This window comes from Flavobacterium limnophilum, from assembly GCF_027111315.2.
Taxonomy (GTDB): Bacteria; Bacteroidota; Bacteroidia; order Flavobacteriales; family Flavobacteriaceae; genus Flavobacterium; species Flavobacterium limnophilum.
Genome location: NZ_CP114289.2, coordinates 3,929,232 through 3,945,134, shown reverse-complemented (window position 1 = coordinate 3,945,134; position 15,903 = coordinate 3,929,232). Strand labels below are relative to the sequence as shown.

Sequence of the window (15,903 nt, the reverse complement as noted above, 5' to 3'; positions counted from 1 at the left end):
CCTTAATTCCCCAAAACCAAACTTGCGTTCAGGATTTTAAGCTAAAGATTTTGTCAATGGGACTGTTTTACATTCTCTTCGTTATGAGAAAGGGAATTTATTCAAAAAACGGCTTTAGCCATCCCCAAATTTTGGAATGCGAAAAAAAAAATGTGGCTAAACTATATTTAACGCTCCCATTGTTGATTAAAAAATGGGCTTACAAATACCAATTCGAGAGCTATTGTTTTTCAAGTTACTATTAATCATATACTTACCACAAACAACAGATTGTATTTTAATAATTAAGCAGCATCAACACATGTTGATAAGTCGGTTTTTTATTACCAAAATAACGTACTATCTTTGAAATCGTCAATTAGGCACTGCTGGTCAGCGCATTAAGACAAACTATTTTTTTGTTTAATTTAATACGCGTAAATTATGGCTATTAAATTCAAAACGCAGTCCAGAAAGAATCCTCAGGACGTGACTGCACCCGAGAAATTTTACGCCGCTGCAATTGCAGATGGCAATGTCGATTTGGATAGGCTCGCGGAGCTGATTTCCTATCAATGTACGGTTACCGAAACCGACTGTTATGCCGTGTTGATGGCCTTGGAGCACAACATCATTGGCGAACTGGGTCAAGGTCGAATCGTGAAACTGGGCAGGTTGGGCAATTTTCAGGTGGGCATCAGCTCCAAAGGAAGTGACACTGCCGCAGAAGTTTCGGCAACCACCATCAGAAAAAGTCGCATTTTGTTCCGTCCGGGCAAAAAAATGCGCGCGATGCTTGATGGCGTATCCTTCAAAAAAGCCGGCTAGTAACCCGCCCATGTAGAGCAATTTTACATGTCCGAAAGCCTCGAGTGTTCCCGCACTCGAGGTTTTTTTTGTCTATTTATCACGAAAACTTTCGTCAATTCGTCCTGACGAGACAAACGTTGCGTCCTGACGAAGTGAAAAGTTTGTCTTGACGAAGTGAAAATCCCGTCGGGACGAATTGAAAACAACTTCCTTTCTGCTCCTTTTTCTCAATAATTCAAAAAAAGAAGGCCAATATGTGGTTTCCGAAGGGAGAATTTATGCCAAAAAAGACTTGAAAAAGGAGAAAATAATCAGTTTTTTGCTGGTTTTCAGGGGCAAAAAAAGCCCTTTTCCTTCCCTTTTTCCCATAAAAAAAGCTCAAAATCATCCTCCTTTTGTCATTTCGACGAAGGAGAAATCACATTAGTTGCTCCATTGTGTTGCTCTCGTTATGTGATTTCTCCCTTTGGTCGAAATGACAAATAACCCGAATAAAAGAAATAATTCAAATCCCAAATCGCAGTACTTTCAAAAAAAGCCCTTTTCCTTCCCTTTTTCCCATAAAAAAAGCTCAAAATCATCCTCCTTTGGTCATTTCGACGAAGGAGAAATCACATTAGTTGCTCCATTGTGTTGCTCTCGTTATGTGATTTCTCCCTTTGGTCGAAATGACAAATAACCCGAATAAAAGAAATAATTCAAATCCCAAATCGCATTACTTTCAAAAAAACAATCCTTTTCCTTCCCTTTTTCCCATAAAAAAAGCTCAAAAAAAGCAGCTAGTAACCCGTCTTTTTGAGCAAATTTAAATGTTCGAAAGCATCGAATAGTTCCCGCTAGTCGTTTCGAATTCTGCTGTAAATATATTAAATTGCAGCTTATGTAGTACTGTTTGTTCTTAATTATCTTCCAATTGTTGAAAAGTATTGAGCCCTTGGCGCCACTTTGCCCAAACACGGCCCGTAATTTGCAAAATGCATTTATTGCCTAATTCCTCCCACTATTGTAAGAAATAAAGGTGTAAATTAGCCAAAGAATGAAAGCCATTCTTTGGCTAAACAAATCCCCTTTTTAAATGACTTTAGATCAGTATATAGAAAATGTTGCTTCCAAATACAAACTTGGAAACGCAACCGAGCACACTTTTAGAGGCACTTTGGAACAATTGATCGAGACGATTGTTCCCGACATTAGAGCCACCAACGAACCCAAAAGACAGTCATGCGGCGCACCCGATTACATACTGACCAAAGTAAAAAAAGACATTCCCATAGGATTTATCGAAGCCAAGGACAAGCTGCTGGTGGTAATGATTGGAATGTAATTTTTATTTGCAAAGATTTAACAGACCAAAATATTTATAGAAGAGGCGGTGGTACTGTTTTTCCCCTTTACTTTTACCCCGAAACCAACGGACAACTTTCAACAGACCAAATAACCACCCCGCCCTTCGGGCACCCCTCAAAAGGGGAATTAAGAATCCCCAATCTAAACCCAGAAATTGTCAACAAAATAGCCAAGGAATTAGGTTTGACTTTTGTTCCCGAGAAAGAACTCGAAGGCAATGTTTGCATGGCAAACAATGAGGATGTTCGTCCGGAATTCAGGCAAACTTTGGCGCCAATTGACATTCTCGATTACATTTATGCGGTTTTGCATTCGCCAACGTACAGAGAGAAATACAAGGAATTCCTGAAAATAGATTTCCCAAAAATCCCTTATCCAAAAGACTCCAAAACCTTTTGGGAATTGGTTGCCTTGGGTTCCCAAATCAGGCAAATTCATTTGCTGGAAAGCGCCACAGTGGAAGAGTACATCACGGAGTTTAATATTGACGGGGATTGTGTGGTGAGTAAACCAAGCTTTGTCAAAGTTCCAAACTTTGACAAAGCTGAAACAGGAAATGTATTCATCAACGAAACGCAATATTTCGAGAATGTTCCCGAAGTGGCTTGGAATTTCTACATTGGCGGTTATCAGCCTGCACAAAAATGGTTGAAAGACAGGAAAGATAGAAAACTTGAATTTGACGATATTGCCCATTATCAAAAAATCATCGTGGCTTTATTTGAAACCGATCGATTGATGAAAGAGATCAATACCATAGACATCGAGTAAAATGCAAATCGTAAGCATCGTGGGTGTTGACTTATCCAAAATTAAAAGAGCATGGATTGATTAATGACGTTTTGAATCATTGTTGTCCGATAAAATCAAAGTATACCCTAGGGCAGCGTCATTAAGTTAAGGATTCGTCCTCGTCTGTTCGAGTGTTTTATTAAAAAATGCGACAGCTTTTTTTAATAAAATGTATCGAGAACTCCACTATTATAGGCTTCTCGATACAATTTTCAATAGTAAAGCTATCGCATTACTATTGAAAATCACTCGAAGTGACGGCTAAAAGTCGTAACTTAATTACATTGCCCCAGGAAACATGTATGTTGGAGTTATTAGCTTTTTTAAAGTTTTAATCGCACAACAATGGTTTTGAATGTTCCATTATCGAACTATAGTTCCTCAAAAGACCCCAGTAAAAAGCAGAAAGGCTATCAGAAATGATGGCCTTTTTTGGTTTTGGTAAATTTCTCAAACTTATGCTTATAGAAGCTTTGCCTTTATCGGCAAGAAAACGAGTTAAAAACACTTTGTTGTCGTATATTTGCCGATACCGGCAAGTTAAAAGAAAAGTGTATGAAGTATATTTCCGTAAACGAGTTTGCAAAAAAGTGGCATATCCCCGATAGAACAGCCCGTAACTATTGTGCCACAGGAAAGATTAATGGTGCTTTTCTAACTGGTAAAACTTGGAATATTCCAGAAGATGCCTCTTTGCCCAAAAAGGAAAAAGAAAAGAAATTCAGCAACAACCCTTTGCTCGATCATCTCAAAGAGCAAAAAGAGATGAAGTTGAAAGGCGGCATCTACCATCGCACACAAATTGATCTGACCTATAATTCGAATCGAATTGAAGGCAGCAGATTGAGTCAAGAACAAACCCGTTTTATTTTTGAAACCAACACGATAGGCATTGCTGACGAAAATCTCAATGTCGATGATATTATTGAAACCAACAACCACTTTCGTTGCATTGATTTGATTATTGATAAAGCAAAATCAAAACTGGCCGAATCACTTATTAAAGAACTCCACTATTTGTTGAAATCAGGCACCTCGGATAGCCGTAAAGACTGGTTCAAGGTGGGCGAATATAAAAAAATGCCCAATGAAGTTGGGAGAAACGAAACTTGCCCTCCCAAAGAAGTTCCAGCGAAGATGAAGGAACTACTCTTGAATTACCATAACATAGAACAAAAAACCATCGAAGACATTATCGATTTCCATCAGAAATTTGAAGTGATTCACCCATTTCAGGATGGCAATGGTCGTGTTGGAAGATTGATTCTATTCAAGGAATGTTTGGCCAATAATGTGGTGCCGTTTATAATCGATGATGATTTGAAATTGTTTTATTATCGAGGATTACAGGAATGGGACAATGTAAAAGAATATCTACTGGACACTTGTCTTGCGGCACAAGATAATTACAAAGTCGTTTTAAACTATTTTGAAATAGATTTTGCAAAAGACACTTTCTAATTTTCACACTTGTAACAACTTCCTTTCCGTCTTGATTTTACCTATTTTTGTTTGGAACAAAATAAATAGCAAAGCCAAAACAAACACTTACGACAATGGAAAACAAAAAACATTTGTCCCCAGAACAACGCTCAACACTAATCAGCGTTCTGAAAGAACGTTTTGACAAAAACAAAAACCGCCACAAAAACCTTGAATGGGCTAAAATACAAGCAAAGCTCGAAGCCAATCCCGAGAAACTGTGGTCGCTAAATGAAATGGAAAGAACGGGCGGCGAACCCGATGTTGCAGGTTATGACACCAACACGAACGAATACCTTTTTTATGATTGTTCGGCAGAAAGTCCCAAAGACCGCAGAAGCGTTTGTTATGACCACGAAGCATTGGAGGCAAGAAAAGAAAATAAACCAAAAAACAGTGCTGTTGCAATGGCATCTGAAATGGGTATTGAACTTTTAACGGAAGAACAATACCGAGAATTGCAGCAACTGGGCAATTTCGACTCCAAAACATCTAGTTGGATAAAAACTCCTGCCGATATTAGAAAACTGGGTGGCGCCATTTTTACGGATTTTCGTTATGGCACTGTTTTCGTGTATCACAACGGTGCGGAATCTTATTATGCTGCCAGGGGATTCCGTGGATTGTTAAGAGTTTAATTTAAAGCCTAGGTTGTCTGGAACTGTTTAGGAAACAAAAAGGCCATCATTTCTGACGGCCTTTCCTTTGTATTACAAAATATTCGTGACTATTATTTCAGTTTCAACTTCAAAACGGTAACGGAATAAGCTGGCAAACTCATTGGTGCTTTGTCGCCTTTCAATTTATATTCGCTTGTTGTCGGGCTTATTTTTACCGGAGCGGCAAAAGAGTTTTCGTCAGTTAAATTCGCACTGACAAGTGTTATTGCGGTTCCTTTGGACTCTAATTTACTTCCTTTCAAATCAACCGAAACTTCTTGTGGTGTTGCTGCCGTGTTGACCAATTTTACAATGATTTCCTTGGTATTGGCATCTTTAACGGCCGAAGCATAGAGATTATTTTGTCCTGTTAGCGGTTTTCCTTCTTTGGTAATGTTCAACAAATCGGTTCCCTTATTAAGCGCAAACAACTTTTGCACCTGATAATTAGCCGAACCATAAGCTTCCAAATTGTTGAACCAAATCATGTCGGGCGACCATTGCCAAGCTTCTTCGTGTGCCATCAATGGAGCATAAGAAGTTAGATGAACCACTTCGGCATTTCTTTCCAATCCGGTCATGAAAGCGGCTTCAGAGAAAGCACATTCCCAAGTGTTGGTGTTGTATGTATTACCAGCTGTTGTGCTTTGGGCAGCATATTCCCCTGCGAATACTTTAGGTCCTTTTCGGTCGTAGTTGTCATAACGCGTGGCATTGTCCCTGAACCATTGTGGACTTTTATAATAATGTTCGTCCACCAATTCGGCGTTCAACTTTTTGAGTTCCTGCATTCCATATTCAAAATATTCTCCGTCCGGCGAAGGGCCACTTCCGGAAACGATGATGATTTTTGGATATTTTGCTTTAATGGCTTTTTCAAAAACTTTATACCTTTCGATGTAATCAGGCCCCCATTGCTCGTTTCCAACACCAATGTATTTCAGGTTGAACGGTTTTGGATGTCCCATATCCGAACGAAGTTTTCCCCAAGGCGTCGCTTCCGATCCGTTGGCAAATTCAATCAAGTCCAAAGCATCTTGTACGTAAGGATCTAATTCGTCAATTGGTGTTAATTCACCCGTGTTGTATTGGCAAGCCATTCCACAACTCAACACCGGCAAGGCTGCTGCGCCAATGTCTTCTGAAAGTTGGAAATACTCGAAAAATCCCAATCCAAAACTTTGGAAATAATCTGGTGCTTGTTTTTTGGGAAACTCCATATTCCAACGATTAATCATCGTTTTTCTATTCTCGATGGCTCCCACCGAATTTTTCCATTGGTAACGGTCTGCCAATGTTCTTCCTTCAACAATGCAACCGCCCGGAAAACGCAAAAACCCCGGTTTCATGTCATACAAAAGCTGGACTAAATCTTTGCGCAAGCCGTTTTTTCTGTTCTTCCAAGTGTCTTCCGGAAACAAGGAAATCATGTCCAAGTCGATGGTTCCCGTTCCTTCGAAAGTGATTTTAAGATTGGCTTTGGCTTCGGTTTGAGTCGCCGTGAATTGTGTGGAATAGGATTTCCAATCGTTCGATGTGGGAATGATGCTGGTTTCTCCCAACACTTTTTTGTCTTTGTCGATAAATTGGATAATTATTTTTTTGATGGCGCCCTCGTAATTGGCTGCCTTCAACGAAAGATTGTATTTCGCATCTTTTTTGACTCCCATTCCCCTGAATCCTTCGTTGATGATGGCATATCCTTTGTCGTCATTAACCAAAACCCTGCAAAAATTAGGATTGGTTTTATTCTCCAATATAGTAATGGGTGTTGCATAACCCGATTGCTTGTTCAAAGAAAGTCTTTTGGTATTGGGTTGTTCCCATCCCATCAACGGTTTTTCAAATTCGAAAGAACGGTTTTTAACCATTTCGGCATACAATCCTCCATCGGCAGCAAAATTGATGTCTTCAAAAAACAGACCGAACATCGTTGGCTGGATTTTGGTAACGGTTTTGGCAACGTCAACTTCCAATGTGGTCTTTTGGGCATTGGCAAAAAGGCCGGTAAACAATAAACCACACAGCGTGATTTTAGAAATAAGATTGTGTTTCATATTTTTTATTCTTTTATTAGCTTTATTTTTATATTACTTCCCTTTAATTTTTACGGGTTCCACTTTTTCAAAAACATCCACCGGCAAAATATTTCCATCCTTGTCAAATCGCATTGGCGAAATACAGGTTTCGCGATTGTAGCCATTTCCGTCAGGGATCTTGAAACGGTGGTAGGCAATGTACCATTCGTCTTTGCCGGGAACTTTCACCACCGAATGATGTCCGGCACCTTTTACAATCCCTTTACCTTTCAAAACCGGGAAACCTTCCGCTTTTGCAAAAGGCCCCAAAGGCGAATCGGAAGTGGCATAAGCTACTGAATATCTTGGATCACGGGTGTCAAACTCCGACCACATCAGGTAATATTTTCCGTTTCTTTTGAACACGAAGGAACCTTCGTTGTAGCCTTTTGGTTTGATGGAAACAATTTTGGAGGCATCATACGAAATCATATCCTCGTTTAGTTTTACGATATTGCAATTGCCTTGACCAAAGTACAAATAAGCCGAGCCATCATCGTCCACAAAAACCATTGGGTCAATCATTTGTCCTTTGAGCATTCCTTTTTTGGCCAACGGCACTCCCAACGCATCTTTGAAAGGCCCGGTTGGTTTGTCGGAAACCGCCACGCCAATATTTACGTCGGCCGAGAAATAATAATAATATTTCCCGTTTTTGAAAGCTATCGCTGGAGCCCAAGCGCGTTCTTTGGCCCAGCTGATGTCTTTGGGTAAATCCAGAATTACTTTTTCGTAATTCCATTTTACCAAATCCTTGGAAGACCAACAAGTAAAACTCGTGGATTTCCATCCTTCGGAACCATCAGTCGTGGGATAAATGTAGAATTTTTTGCCGAAAGCAGCAATATGTGGATCGGCGTAAACATTTGGCAACACCGCTTTGGGTGCGTTCAAAGTATCCTTTTGAGAATAAGAATTTGCAGAAAGCAAGAGCGTTATTAGAATCAGAAAGATGTTTTTCATTTTATTTCAATTATAAGTTTATTTGGTTTTCAATAAATTTTCCGGAACGCCGCCCCATTTTTCGTTAAGGCGTTTGGCTTCTTCCACCGTTATTCCAATTACGCTTCCGTGACGGGGATAGAAATTTTTGGTAAACGATTCGGGTGTTGGCGTGAACTGGTATAAATCTTTGGTTCGTTGAAATTCGTATCGGTGATTGGTATATAAATCATACATCAATACATAAGAATCGGACTGATTCAATTTGAAAATACTTGAACCTTCAACCACGATTTTCTTGTCGGAATAGGCATCCAAATAGTTGAAATTTTCAGTCCAAGACCCTTGAAGCGTTTTTCCAATGGCTTGACGGATTCCGTTTTTGGTTTCTTTTCCGTTTTCGTCCTTGGTATTTCCTTTGAAAAAGAAATGATACGTACCGTCTTTATAGATAATATCGCCGTCTATAGCTCCGTATTTGGGACTGAACATCAGTTTCGGTTCACTTTCAAAACCGCTGAAATCTTTGTTGGCATAAGCACAATAAAAATCGAGTTTCAAGTCGTCTTTGTATTTAACGGTAAAATAAACCAAATACTTGTCGGCAGCTGGATCATAAATAGTCTGGGGTGCCCAAACCCATTGGATATTGGCAAACTTGACTGGATAACTTTTTTCGAGGTCAATAAACGAATGCTTCCAATCAATCAAATTATCGGATTGCAGCATCACGATTCCGGGATTGTGTGCCCAGCCATTTTTTGCGGTATTCATATCGGTGGCGACCATGTAAAAACTTTTTTCGTCCTCGCCCCTCAAAATATGGGGATCCCGAATTCCGCCTGTTCCCGATATTTTTTCAGAATCAATAATAGGTTGGTTATTGTTCAACGCAAACCAATTGACCGCATCGACACTGGCCCCAAAGCGGATTTGCTCGTCGCTTGTTCTTGGGCCTGAACCTTCGAAATAGGTAAACAAATAACCTTGCAATTCTTGGTCGGGATAAGCCACCAAAATATCAAATGCTTTTTTGGTTTTTGCCGTTCCTGCTGTAACTGTGGCGGTCATTGTCACCTTGATTTTTTTGGCTTTTCGAGGAGAGCGCTTCAATAGTTTTCCGTCGTTTGAAATGTATTCTGGTTTACTGGATTTCCAATTAATGGTCGAGCCATTCGAACCAATGGAATCGAGCAACAAATTCCAATGCAGATTTTTGGAATAGCCTTCGGGAATGTTTACTGCTTTTGCATCGGAAGCTACTTTGTCTTTATTAGTGTTTTGAGCAAAAGCTGCCGTTGACGTCAAAAGAATGAATATTAGAACGCAAAAAAAGCTGGTTTTTATGTTTGTCATTTTTTGTACTTTTTTAAAAATTTCAACCCTGTCAGGGTTGAAATAACAATTTTAATCCTACCTCAACAATCGTACCTCATAAATTCCCGTAATACTCGAATTGGGTTTTGCCTTAAATTGTACTTGCAAAATTTTAGGTTTTCCATCAAGAATCGCTGCAGGAAGTTCGATTATCTTGTCAATAAATTGATTTCCTTCAGATCCGTCCATATTTAGGGTTGCTACCAAAACTTCATTGACATAAATGTCGAAATTTTTATTCTTGTCGGCACCAAAATAGGTGACGCGCAATTTATGAGCTTCTAAAAGAGTGTTTTTCAAATCATAACTGAACGAACCTTTTCCGTTTCGGTAATGACGTTCTTTAAACATTCCGGTATCGGTTTTTTCGCCTTTGAAATTATGGTCGGATTCCGGTTGTTGTTCGCCGGCAGTAACCAAATCAATAGTAATTGCTTCCAATTTCATTTGCGCTTCTTCTCTTTCTTTCATCGCTTTTTGAATTTCTGGCAATTTTTCTTTGGTTGTATAAGGCCAATAAATCATGTATCTCGCATCGTGAATTTGGAAAAACGGAACCAATCGCAGGTTTTTGTATTTCTCCTGATAAATGATATCCGAAGCCGAAAAAGTAACCGGTTTATTCTCTACCAATTTTAATGATGAAGCCAAATTCGAGTTGTTGGAAACCAACAAAGGAGCGTCTTCAATGGGGTAAATTGCTCCGCTGGCAATGTGCCCCATTCGGCTGTCATCGGCTATTAATCCTTTTAAATCCGTGGTGTCGGTAATGGCTGCCAACACGATTGGGCCGTGAACAAAAGAAACCCAATCTGATTTGTCGGGAAGTTGTTCGGTTTTGTTTTGCATTGGTAAAATTATCGAAATCACGTCGCCTGTTTTCCATTTTCGTTCAATGGAAACATAGGAATTCAGGTCTTTTGCAAAACTAATTTCCTTGTTGTTGACCTTGATTTTCATTTTGCCTTCTTCCACCCAAGAAGGGTAACGGAATTTAATGGCAAATTGCCGTGGTTTTTTTAATGTCAGCGTGATGGAAGATTGTTCTTCAAACGGGAACTTGGTATTTTGCGTAAGCGTGATTCCTTTTTCTTTCCAATTCAGGATCGAAGGAATAAAAAGGTTCACATACAGATTTTGCTTGTCGTGGGCATAAATAAGTTCGCCATATTTTCCGTGATTTTCCAGACCCGAACCCACACAACACCAAAAAGATTGTTGCGCTTCCGAATACACTCTATAATGACGTGGGCGAATGGGCGTGAAATATACAAAACCACCATCGGGATGTTGGGACGACAGGATATGGTTGTAAGTCGTGCGCTCGTAATAATCCATATATTTTGACGAAGGATCGGCAAGAAATAAATGCTTGCTTAACTTCAGCATATTATAGCTATTGCAGGTTTCTGGACCTTCTCTGGATTCCAACATTGAGGAAAAATCGGTAGAAGGATTAAAGTGTTCCCGCACGCTATTTCCTCCTATTGAAATGGTTCGGTTATTCACGACAGTATTCCAAAAAAAGTTGGCGGCATTCGCCCAATCCTTATCTCCTGAAACTTCGGCAACACGCATAAAACCGATTACTTTAGGGATTTGGGTATTGGCGTGCATTCCGTTTAGAACATCTTTATTTTCCAAAAGCGGATCCAAAATAACTTTGTGGGAGAATTTTTGGGCCAAAGTCAAATATTTTTTATCGCCTGTAATCCCTGCCACGTCGGCAAAAACTTCATTCATTCCGCCGTGTTCGCTGCGCAAGATTTCTTGAATTTGTTTATCGGATAAATTTGCGGTAAGCGTCAAACACCAATCCGAAAGTTGGATGAGCATTTTTTTGGCTTTTTCATTTTTGGTCAAAATGTAAGCATCCACCAATCCGGCATATACTTTATGGATGTTGTACCAAGGAACCCATTTTCCATTCAATGAAAAACTTCCGGCATCGATTTTTCCTTTGGAAATATCTTCCCACAAGACTTTACTTCCGGGAACACCGCCAATATAGCCGTTCCCGTTTTTCTGTTGGCATTTTTCGAGACCATCGAGCATATAATCCAATCTTTCCTTGATTTGCTGGTTTCCCGTTGCGGCATACATCTCGGACAAAGCCGAAAGATAATGCCCGCCAATATGACCGTCTAAACCGGTATTTTCCCAATTGGGATAGTTTATGGCCTTGGTTTCCAATCCTGCTTCCTTGAAATAGGGAGCCAATAATCGGTCGGCATCAAGGGATAAAATATATTTCAAATCCGTTTGTTGCGCCGCTTTGAACGGACTTTCGAGCAAGCGAACGGAGGATAACGGGAAACTTTCCAATTTAGCAGACTGTCCGAAAATTGTACTACTTAAAAGGAATATCAATCCGAAGCAAAGTGATTTTTGAATACTTGTGGGTGTCATGTTTTTTAAAATTATAATTATTCCGTCATTCTGTTTTCAAAAGATTAATTGCCTCCAGTTTTAGCTGGAGAAAAAAATTATAATGCTATCTATTGGCTTTAGTCAAAAAAAAAATGTTTTGGCTAAAGCCAATTTTATTTAATCCCTTTCCTCCAGCTAAAGCTGGAGGCAATTCAAAAAAATGGTTAGTTTGAATGGATTTTTAAAATTTTATTTTGCAGTTCCACTTTTTAGCCAATTTTTGGGCTTCTTTTTTCGTGATTTGTATTACCGCTGGATGTTTGGGTACAGAAAAATTGGTGGTTTTCATAACACCTTCGTTAAAGTGTCCCAAGTTTGTAAAGTTGACAAAATCGGAAGTTTCGCTAAACCCAAAATTATGCGGGTCGATGCGGTAAATATCATAAATCAACACCCATTTATTCTCGCCAATTCTTTTGAAAATGGTTGGCGCTTCGCAACCTACTTTTTCAGGATCAACACGTTTTGGGTCTAATTGATAATTGGTATTTATAGAATCAGAAATGGCTTGCTCAATATGTGCGCCTCCATTGTGCGAGGCAAAAAGCATGTGATATTTGTTACCAATCTTTGTAATATCGGCATCGATGTATTCTTTACCTTCTGGATATTCAAAAATAGATTTTGGAAGGGTTTCCATTTTCGTAAAATCCTTGTTCATATAAGCATAATAGACTTTGTTTACACCTGCGCCAAAACGCATCGTAAAGTAAATCATCGTTTTTTGCTTTTTGTCGTCATAGACCAATTCTGGAGCCCATGCGCAACCAATGTCTGCCAATTCCGGGAAAGCCTCGTCCACACGGAGTATGCAATGTGACCAATGAATCAAATCGGGCGATTTCATCAACACCAATCCACGGTTGTTTCCCCAGCCGTATTGCTTGCCGTCGCGTTCCCATTCGGTTGTGCGATAACCTTCTTTTTGGGCATAAATATGCAAATCGGTCAAAGCCAAATAAAACATTCCATCAGGTGCTCGGTAAATATATGGATCCCGAATTCCCTTTTGTTCGGCAATCGTATCACCGGCTATGATGGGTTTGGCATTGTTGACATCGGTAAAACTGTAACCGTCTTTGCTCAAGGCCATATACAAACCGTGGGTGTTGTCTTTAAAATAGACCATTAGATATGCTCCCATATCTTTTTCTTTAGGAACTTTGGTTTTTTGTGCCAAAACCGAAGTGCCGACAAAAAGCAGAAAACTAAAAACAATAAGGGATTTTAATTTTTTCATAGGTGTTTTTCAAGGAATTTATTAGCATTATAATGAACTTTTATTTCCCACTAAAAAAAATTTATTATAAGTGTGTTTTATACATTTGTAAATGTAATTTAAAAAAGCATATAAACAAATCAACCTGATAAAAAAACGACTTGTAAATTATGAAGCCCATAATTTTGATTTGATGCTTTTAGAAGAAGTAGATTTTGTGGAATGAAGACATTAAAAATAACCCCAAAATCTGTCCATTAACAAATTCTGGGGGCTTGATTTAGTTGTTTATAGTTTTACGGATATTGCTTTTCCGTTGTAGATTATTGTTTTATTGAATTTAGAAGTGATAGTTGCTCCTGTTCCTTTTTTCTTATTTACAAGTACTATATTAAATATTCTATTTTTCAACATCCCATTGAAACTTCCTTTTCTTTTAGCAATAGTCAGTGTTTGTGCTTTATCATTCCATTTGAATGTAATTGTCGAAAAGGCTCCTTTTTCATAATTGTAATTGTCGTTTTCATCTTCGTATAAAGTGAATTCACCATTGGTTCCAGGGTAAACACGAATTTCTAAATTATCCCATTTTTTCTCCATAGCATATTGCACTTGGGGACCAAAAGGAATTATACTTCCTGCTTTAATATACAAAGGAATTTCATCGATAGTTGTTGTTTTTTCTATTTCCTGACCTCCTTTGATTTTCTCGTTTGTCCAGAAGTCATACCAAACCGTTCCTCCTGGCAAATACACTTTTGTTGATTTAGCTTGAGTAAAAGTAACCGCTTGTGCTTTAGCACCATTGGCATCATTATTTTTATTCCAACCTGTTTCTTCGTTTGATTTTACAATAGTTTCCGGAGTATATTGGGCATTAACAACTGGTGCAACCAATATTGATTTACCAAATAGATACTCATTGTTCATCTCTACCACTTTCTTGTCATTAAAATCCATTACCAAAGCACGCATCATGGTGGATTGACTATTCGTAATATCCCAAGCAGTAGAGTAAATGTATGGCAAGAGTGAATAACGCAAATCGATTGTTTTGGCTATCGCATCATAGATTGTTTCGCCTTTTTTTCCAAAATTATATATTTCTCTAGGAATATCTGTACCATGTGAACGCATCATGGGAGTAAATGCACCAAACTGAAGCCAGCGAACATATAATTCTTGAAACGATGGATTCTTGGTTCCGTCACCCCATCCTTTTTTGTACGCACCTGCAAAAAAACCACCAATATCAGTATTCCAATAAGGAATAGCACTCATCGAAAAGTTCAGACCAGCGGGTATCTGGTTGCGTAACGATTGCCAAGATGAATTCACGTCGCCTGACCATGTATTGGCTCCGTAACGTTGCTGTCCGGCAAATGCTGAGCGGGTAAGGATAAAAATGCGTTTGTCCGAACTTGCTGCACGTTGGTGTTCTGAAACTCCTCCTACCGTCATCAACGGGAAAGCATTGCGTACTTTACGGAATGAGCCTAGATAGGTTTTTAAATCAAAATCGGAAGGTTTGAAATCCAGATGATCTGGTTCTGATGAATCCATCCACCAACCATCTATTCCCACAGAAAAAAGACCTTTGTTCAAATACCTCCAATAGATATCGCGAGCTTCTGGATTGTAAGGATCATAAGGCTGAACACCTGATGGATAGTCCCGATTTGGCGGCCAAGCTTCCAATCCTGATTGAGGCCATGTGCCAAAATTTAGAAGCATACCCTTGGGTTGCATTTCTCGGAATTGCTTGGTTTGTGGTCCAAATGAATTCCAAATAGAAATAATTACGTGTGCATTCATGTCGTGAATATCATCCACCATTTTTTTTGGGTTTGGGAATTCGGGGTTGAGGAAGTCCATGGCATTCCACAGGTAATTGTTGCCCCAATATTGCCAATCCTGAATAATTCCATCAATAGGAACACCCAGTTCACGGTATTTACTCACAACGCCTACCAATTCATTTTGGCTTTTGTATCGTTCTTTACTTTGCCAATAACCAAATGTCCATAATGGGAACATTGGAGCTTGTCCGGTAAGTTCCCGCATACCCGCAATGGATCCGTCAATATTTCCGCCCACCATAAAATAATAATCAATGCAATCGCCAACCTCCGATTTGAATGAAGTACTGTCGGGTTTGTCTTCAAAAGTAGTCGGAGAATAATTATCCCAGAACAATCCGTACCCTTTTGTAGAAACTAGGAAAGGAACATAGTCGTCCGTGTTGCCTTGCACCATGTTGATTTTTGCGTCACGCAAAGACAATTTACCTCGCTGTTGTTGCCCCAGACCATAAATAGCCTCGTCATTATCTAGTGTAAATAATTGATTGATGCCATAGGTTTTAGATCCTGCATCATCAAAATCAGTAAAGGTTGCTCCTGATTCTGTTTCCTTTAAAAGTGCAACTCCTGCAAGTGTGTAATACGATATTTTACCCGATTTTAAATCAACATCCACTTTCAATTTTTCGCTTTTCATCGAAACGACGTCTCCTTTTTGTTGGATTGTAAATTTTGTTTCCTGCGGTTTTTTGTTTACGGATAGGCTTTCTTTTTTGAAAGCGACTCCTTGGGGTGATTTTAAAACACGAACAATACTTGGACTGTAGAACTGAACTTCAACATCAATGGACTGAAGTTTGGTTTTTAGACCCAAAGCCGTTTTCTGATAATTTTGAGCAAATAATTGTACTGCAAATAGTAGGCAACATAAAATTAGGCTTCTTTGTTTCACGATAACAATTTTAGATATTAATACTCTTTTTTGA

Annotated in this window: 11 protein-coding genes; 5 read left to right on the top strand and 6 right to left on the bottom strand. The window is 39.1% G+C overall.

All coding sequences use genetic code 11. The features are described from left to right. The first annotated feature begins 423 nt into the window (after nt 1–423). From OZP13_RS16335 to OZP13_RS16315, 5 genes are all read left to right on the top strand, one after another. Complete coding sequence (locus tag OZP13_RS16335; protein WP_269241213.1) at nt 424–807, top strand: HU family DNA-binding protein; 384 nt, start codon at nt 424–426, stop codon at nt 805–807. A 1,057-nt stretch (nt 808–1,864) separates the two neighbouring features. Beyond that, a complete protein-coding gene (locus tag OZP13_RS16330; protein WP_281297869.1) occupies nt 1,865–2,113 on the top strand; it encodes a hypothetical protein in 249 nt (82 codons plus the stop codon). Beyond that, the gene (locus tag OZP13_RS16325) at nt 2,011–2,907 is read left to right on the top strand and encodes a type ISP restriction/modification enzyme (RefSeq protein WP_281297868.1); all 897 of its coding nucleotides are present in this window, start codon (nt 2,011–2,013) and stop codon (nt 2,905–2,907) included. Before OZP13_RS16330 ends, OZP13_RS16325 begins: the two co-directional genes overlap by 103 nt. 576 nt (nt 2,908–3,483) lie before the next feature. Next, the gene (locus tag OZP13_RS16320) at nt 3,484–4,389 is read left to right on the top strand and encodes a Fic family protein (protein ID WP_269241210.1); all 906 of its coding nucleotides are present in this window, start codon (nt 3,484–3,486) and stop codon (nt 4,387–4,389) included. Nucleotides 4,390–4,484: 95 nt separating this feature from the next. Next, complete coding sequence (locus OZP13_RS16315; RefSeq protein ID WP_269241209.1) at nt 4,485–5,048, top strand: DUF4256 domain-containing protein; 564 nt, start codon at nt 4,485–4,487, stop codon at nt 5,046–5,048. A gap of 92 nt (nt 5,049–5,140) precedes the next feature. Here OZP13_RS16315 and OZP13_RS16310 read toward each other — a convergent pair whose 3' ends face one another. The 6 genes from OZP13_RS16310 to OZP13_RS16285 all read right to left on the bottom strand — a co-directional run bounded on the left by OZP13_RS16310 (nt 5,141) and on the right by OZP13_RS16285 (nt 15,869). After that, entirely contained in the window at nt 5,141–7,126 is a 1,986-nt protein-coding gene (locus OZP13_RS16310) for an alpha-L-arabinofuranosidase C-terminal domain-containing protein (protein WP_281297867.1), read from the bottom strand. Between the two features lie 33 nt (nt 7,127–7,159). Continuing rightward, nucleotides 7,160–8,110: a family 43 glycosylhydrolase gene (locus tag OZP13_RS16305; protein WP_281297866.1), complete on the bottom strand. Its 951-nt coding sequence runs from the start codon at nt 8,108–8,110 to the stop codon at nt 7,160–7,162. Between the two features lie 18 nt (nt 8,111–8,128). Beyond that, complete coding sequence (locus OZP13_RS16300) at nt 8,129–9,445, bottom strand: glycoside hydrolase family 43 protein (RefSeq protein ID WP_281297865.1); 1,317 nt, start codon at nt 9,443–9,445, stop codon at nt 8,129–8,131. 57 nt (nt 9,446–9,502) lie between these two features. Beyond that, nucleotides 9,503–11,875, bottom strand: a complete 2,373-nt coding sequence (locus OZP13_RS16295; RefSeq protein ID WP_281297864.1) for a glycoside hydrolase family 127 protein — start codon at nt 11,873–11,875, stop codon at nt 9,503–9,505. Between the two features lie 202 nt (nt 11,876–12,077). Further along, nucleotides 12,078–13,136, bottom strand: a complete 1,059-nt coding sequence (locus OZP13_RS16290; protein ID WP_281297863.1) for a glycoside hydrolase family 43 protein — start codon at nt 13,134–13,136, stop codon at nt 12,078–12,080. Between the two features lie 267 nt (nt 13,137–13,403). Then, the gene (locus tag OZP13_RS16285; protein WP_281297862.1) at nt 13,404–15,869 is read right to left on the bottom strand and encodes a glycoside hydrolase family 31 protein; all 2,466 of its coding nucleotides are present in this window, start codon (nt 15,867–15,869) and stop codon (nt 13,404–13,406) included. Nucleotides 15,870–15,903 lie beyond the last annotated feature (34 nt).

What these genes read in the sequence shown, in the direction of transcription:
- OZP13_RS16335 (WP_269241213.1), top strand. Translation starts at nt 424, where the DNA reads ATGGCTATTAAATTCAAAACGCAGTCCAGAAAGAATCCTCAGGACGTG.
- OZP13_RS16330 (WP_281297869.1), top strand. Translation starts at nt 1,865, where the DNA reads ATGACTTTAGATCAGTATATAGAAAATGTTGCTTCCAAATACAAACTT.
- OZP13_RS16325 (WP_281297868.1), top strand. Translation starts at nt 2,011, where the DNA reads ATGCGGCGCACCCGATTACATACTGACCAAAGTAAAAAAAGACATTCC.
- OZP13_RS16320 (WP_269241210.1), top strand. Translation starts at nt 3,484, where the DNA reads ATGAAGTATATTTCCGTAAACGAGTTTGCAAAAAAGTGGCATATCCCC.
- OZP13_RS16315 (WP_269241209.1), top strand. Translation starts at nt 4,485, where the DNA reads ATGGAAAACAAAAAACATTTGTCCCCAGAACAACGCTCAACACTAATC.
- OZP13_RS16310 (WP_281297867.1), bottom strand. Translation starts at nt 7,126, where the DNA reads ATGAAACACAATCTTATTTCTAAAATCACGCTGTGTGGTTTATTGTTT.
- OZP13_RS16305 (WP_281297866.1), bottom strand. Translation starts at nt 8,110, where the DNA reads ATGAAAAACATCTTTCTGATTCTAATAACGCTCTTGCTTTCTGCAAAT.
- OZP13_RS16300 (WP_281297865.1), bottom strand. Translation starts at nt 9,445, where the DNA reads ATGACAAACATAAAAACCAGCTTTTTTTGCGTTCTAATATTCATTCTT.
- OZP13_RS16295 (WP_281297864.1), bottom strand. Translation starts at nt 11,875, where the DNA reads ATGACACCCACAAGTATTCAAAAATCACTTTGCTTCGGATTGATATTC.
- OZP13_RS16290 (WP_281297863.1), bottom strand. Translation starts at nt 13,136, where the DNA reads ATGAAAAAATTAAAATCCCTTATTGTTTTTAGTTTTCTGCTTTTTGTC.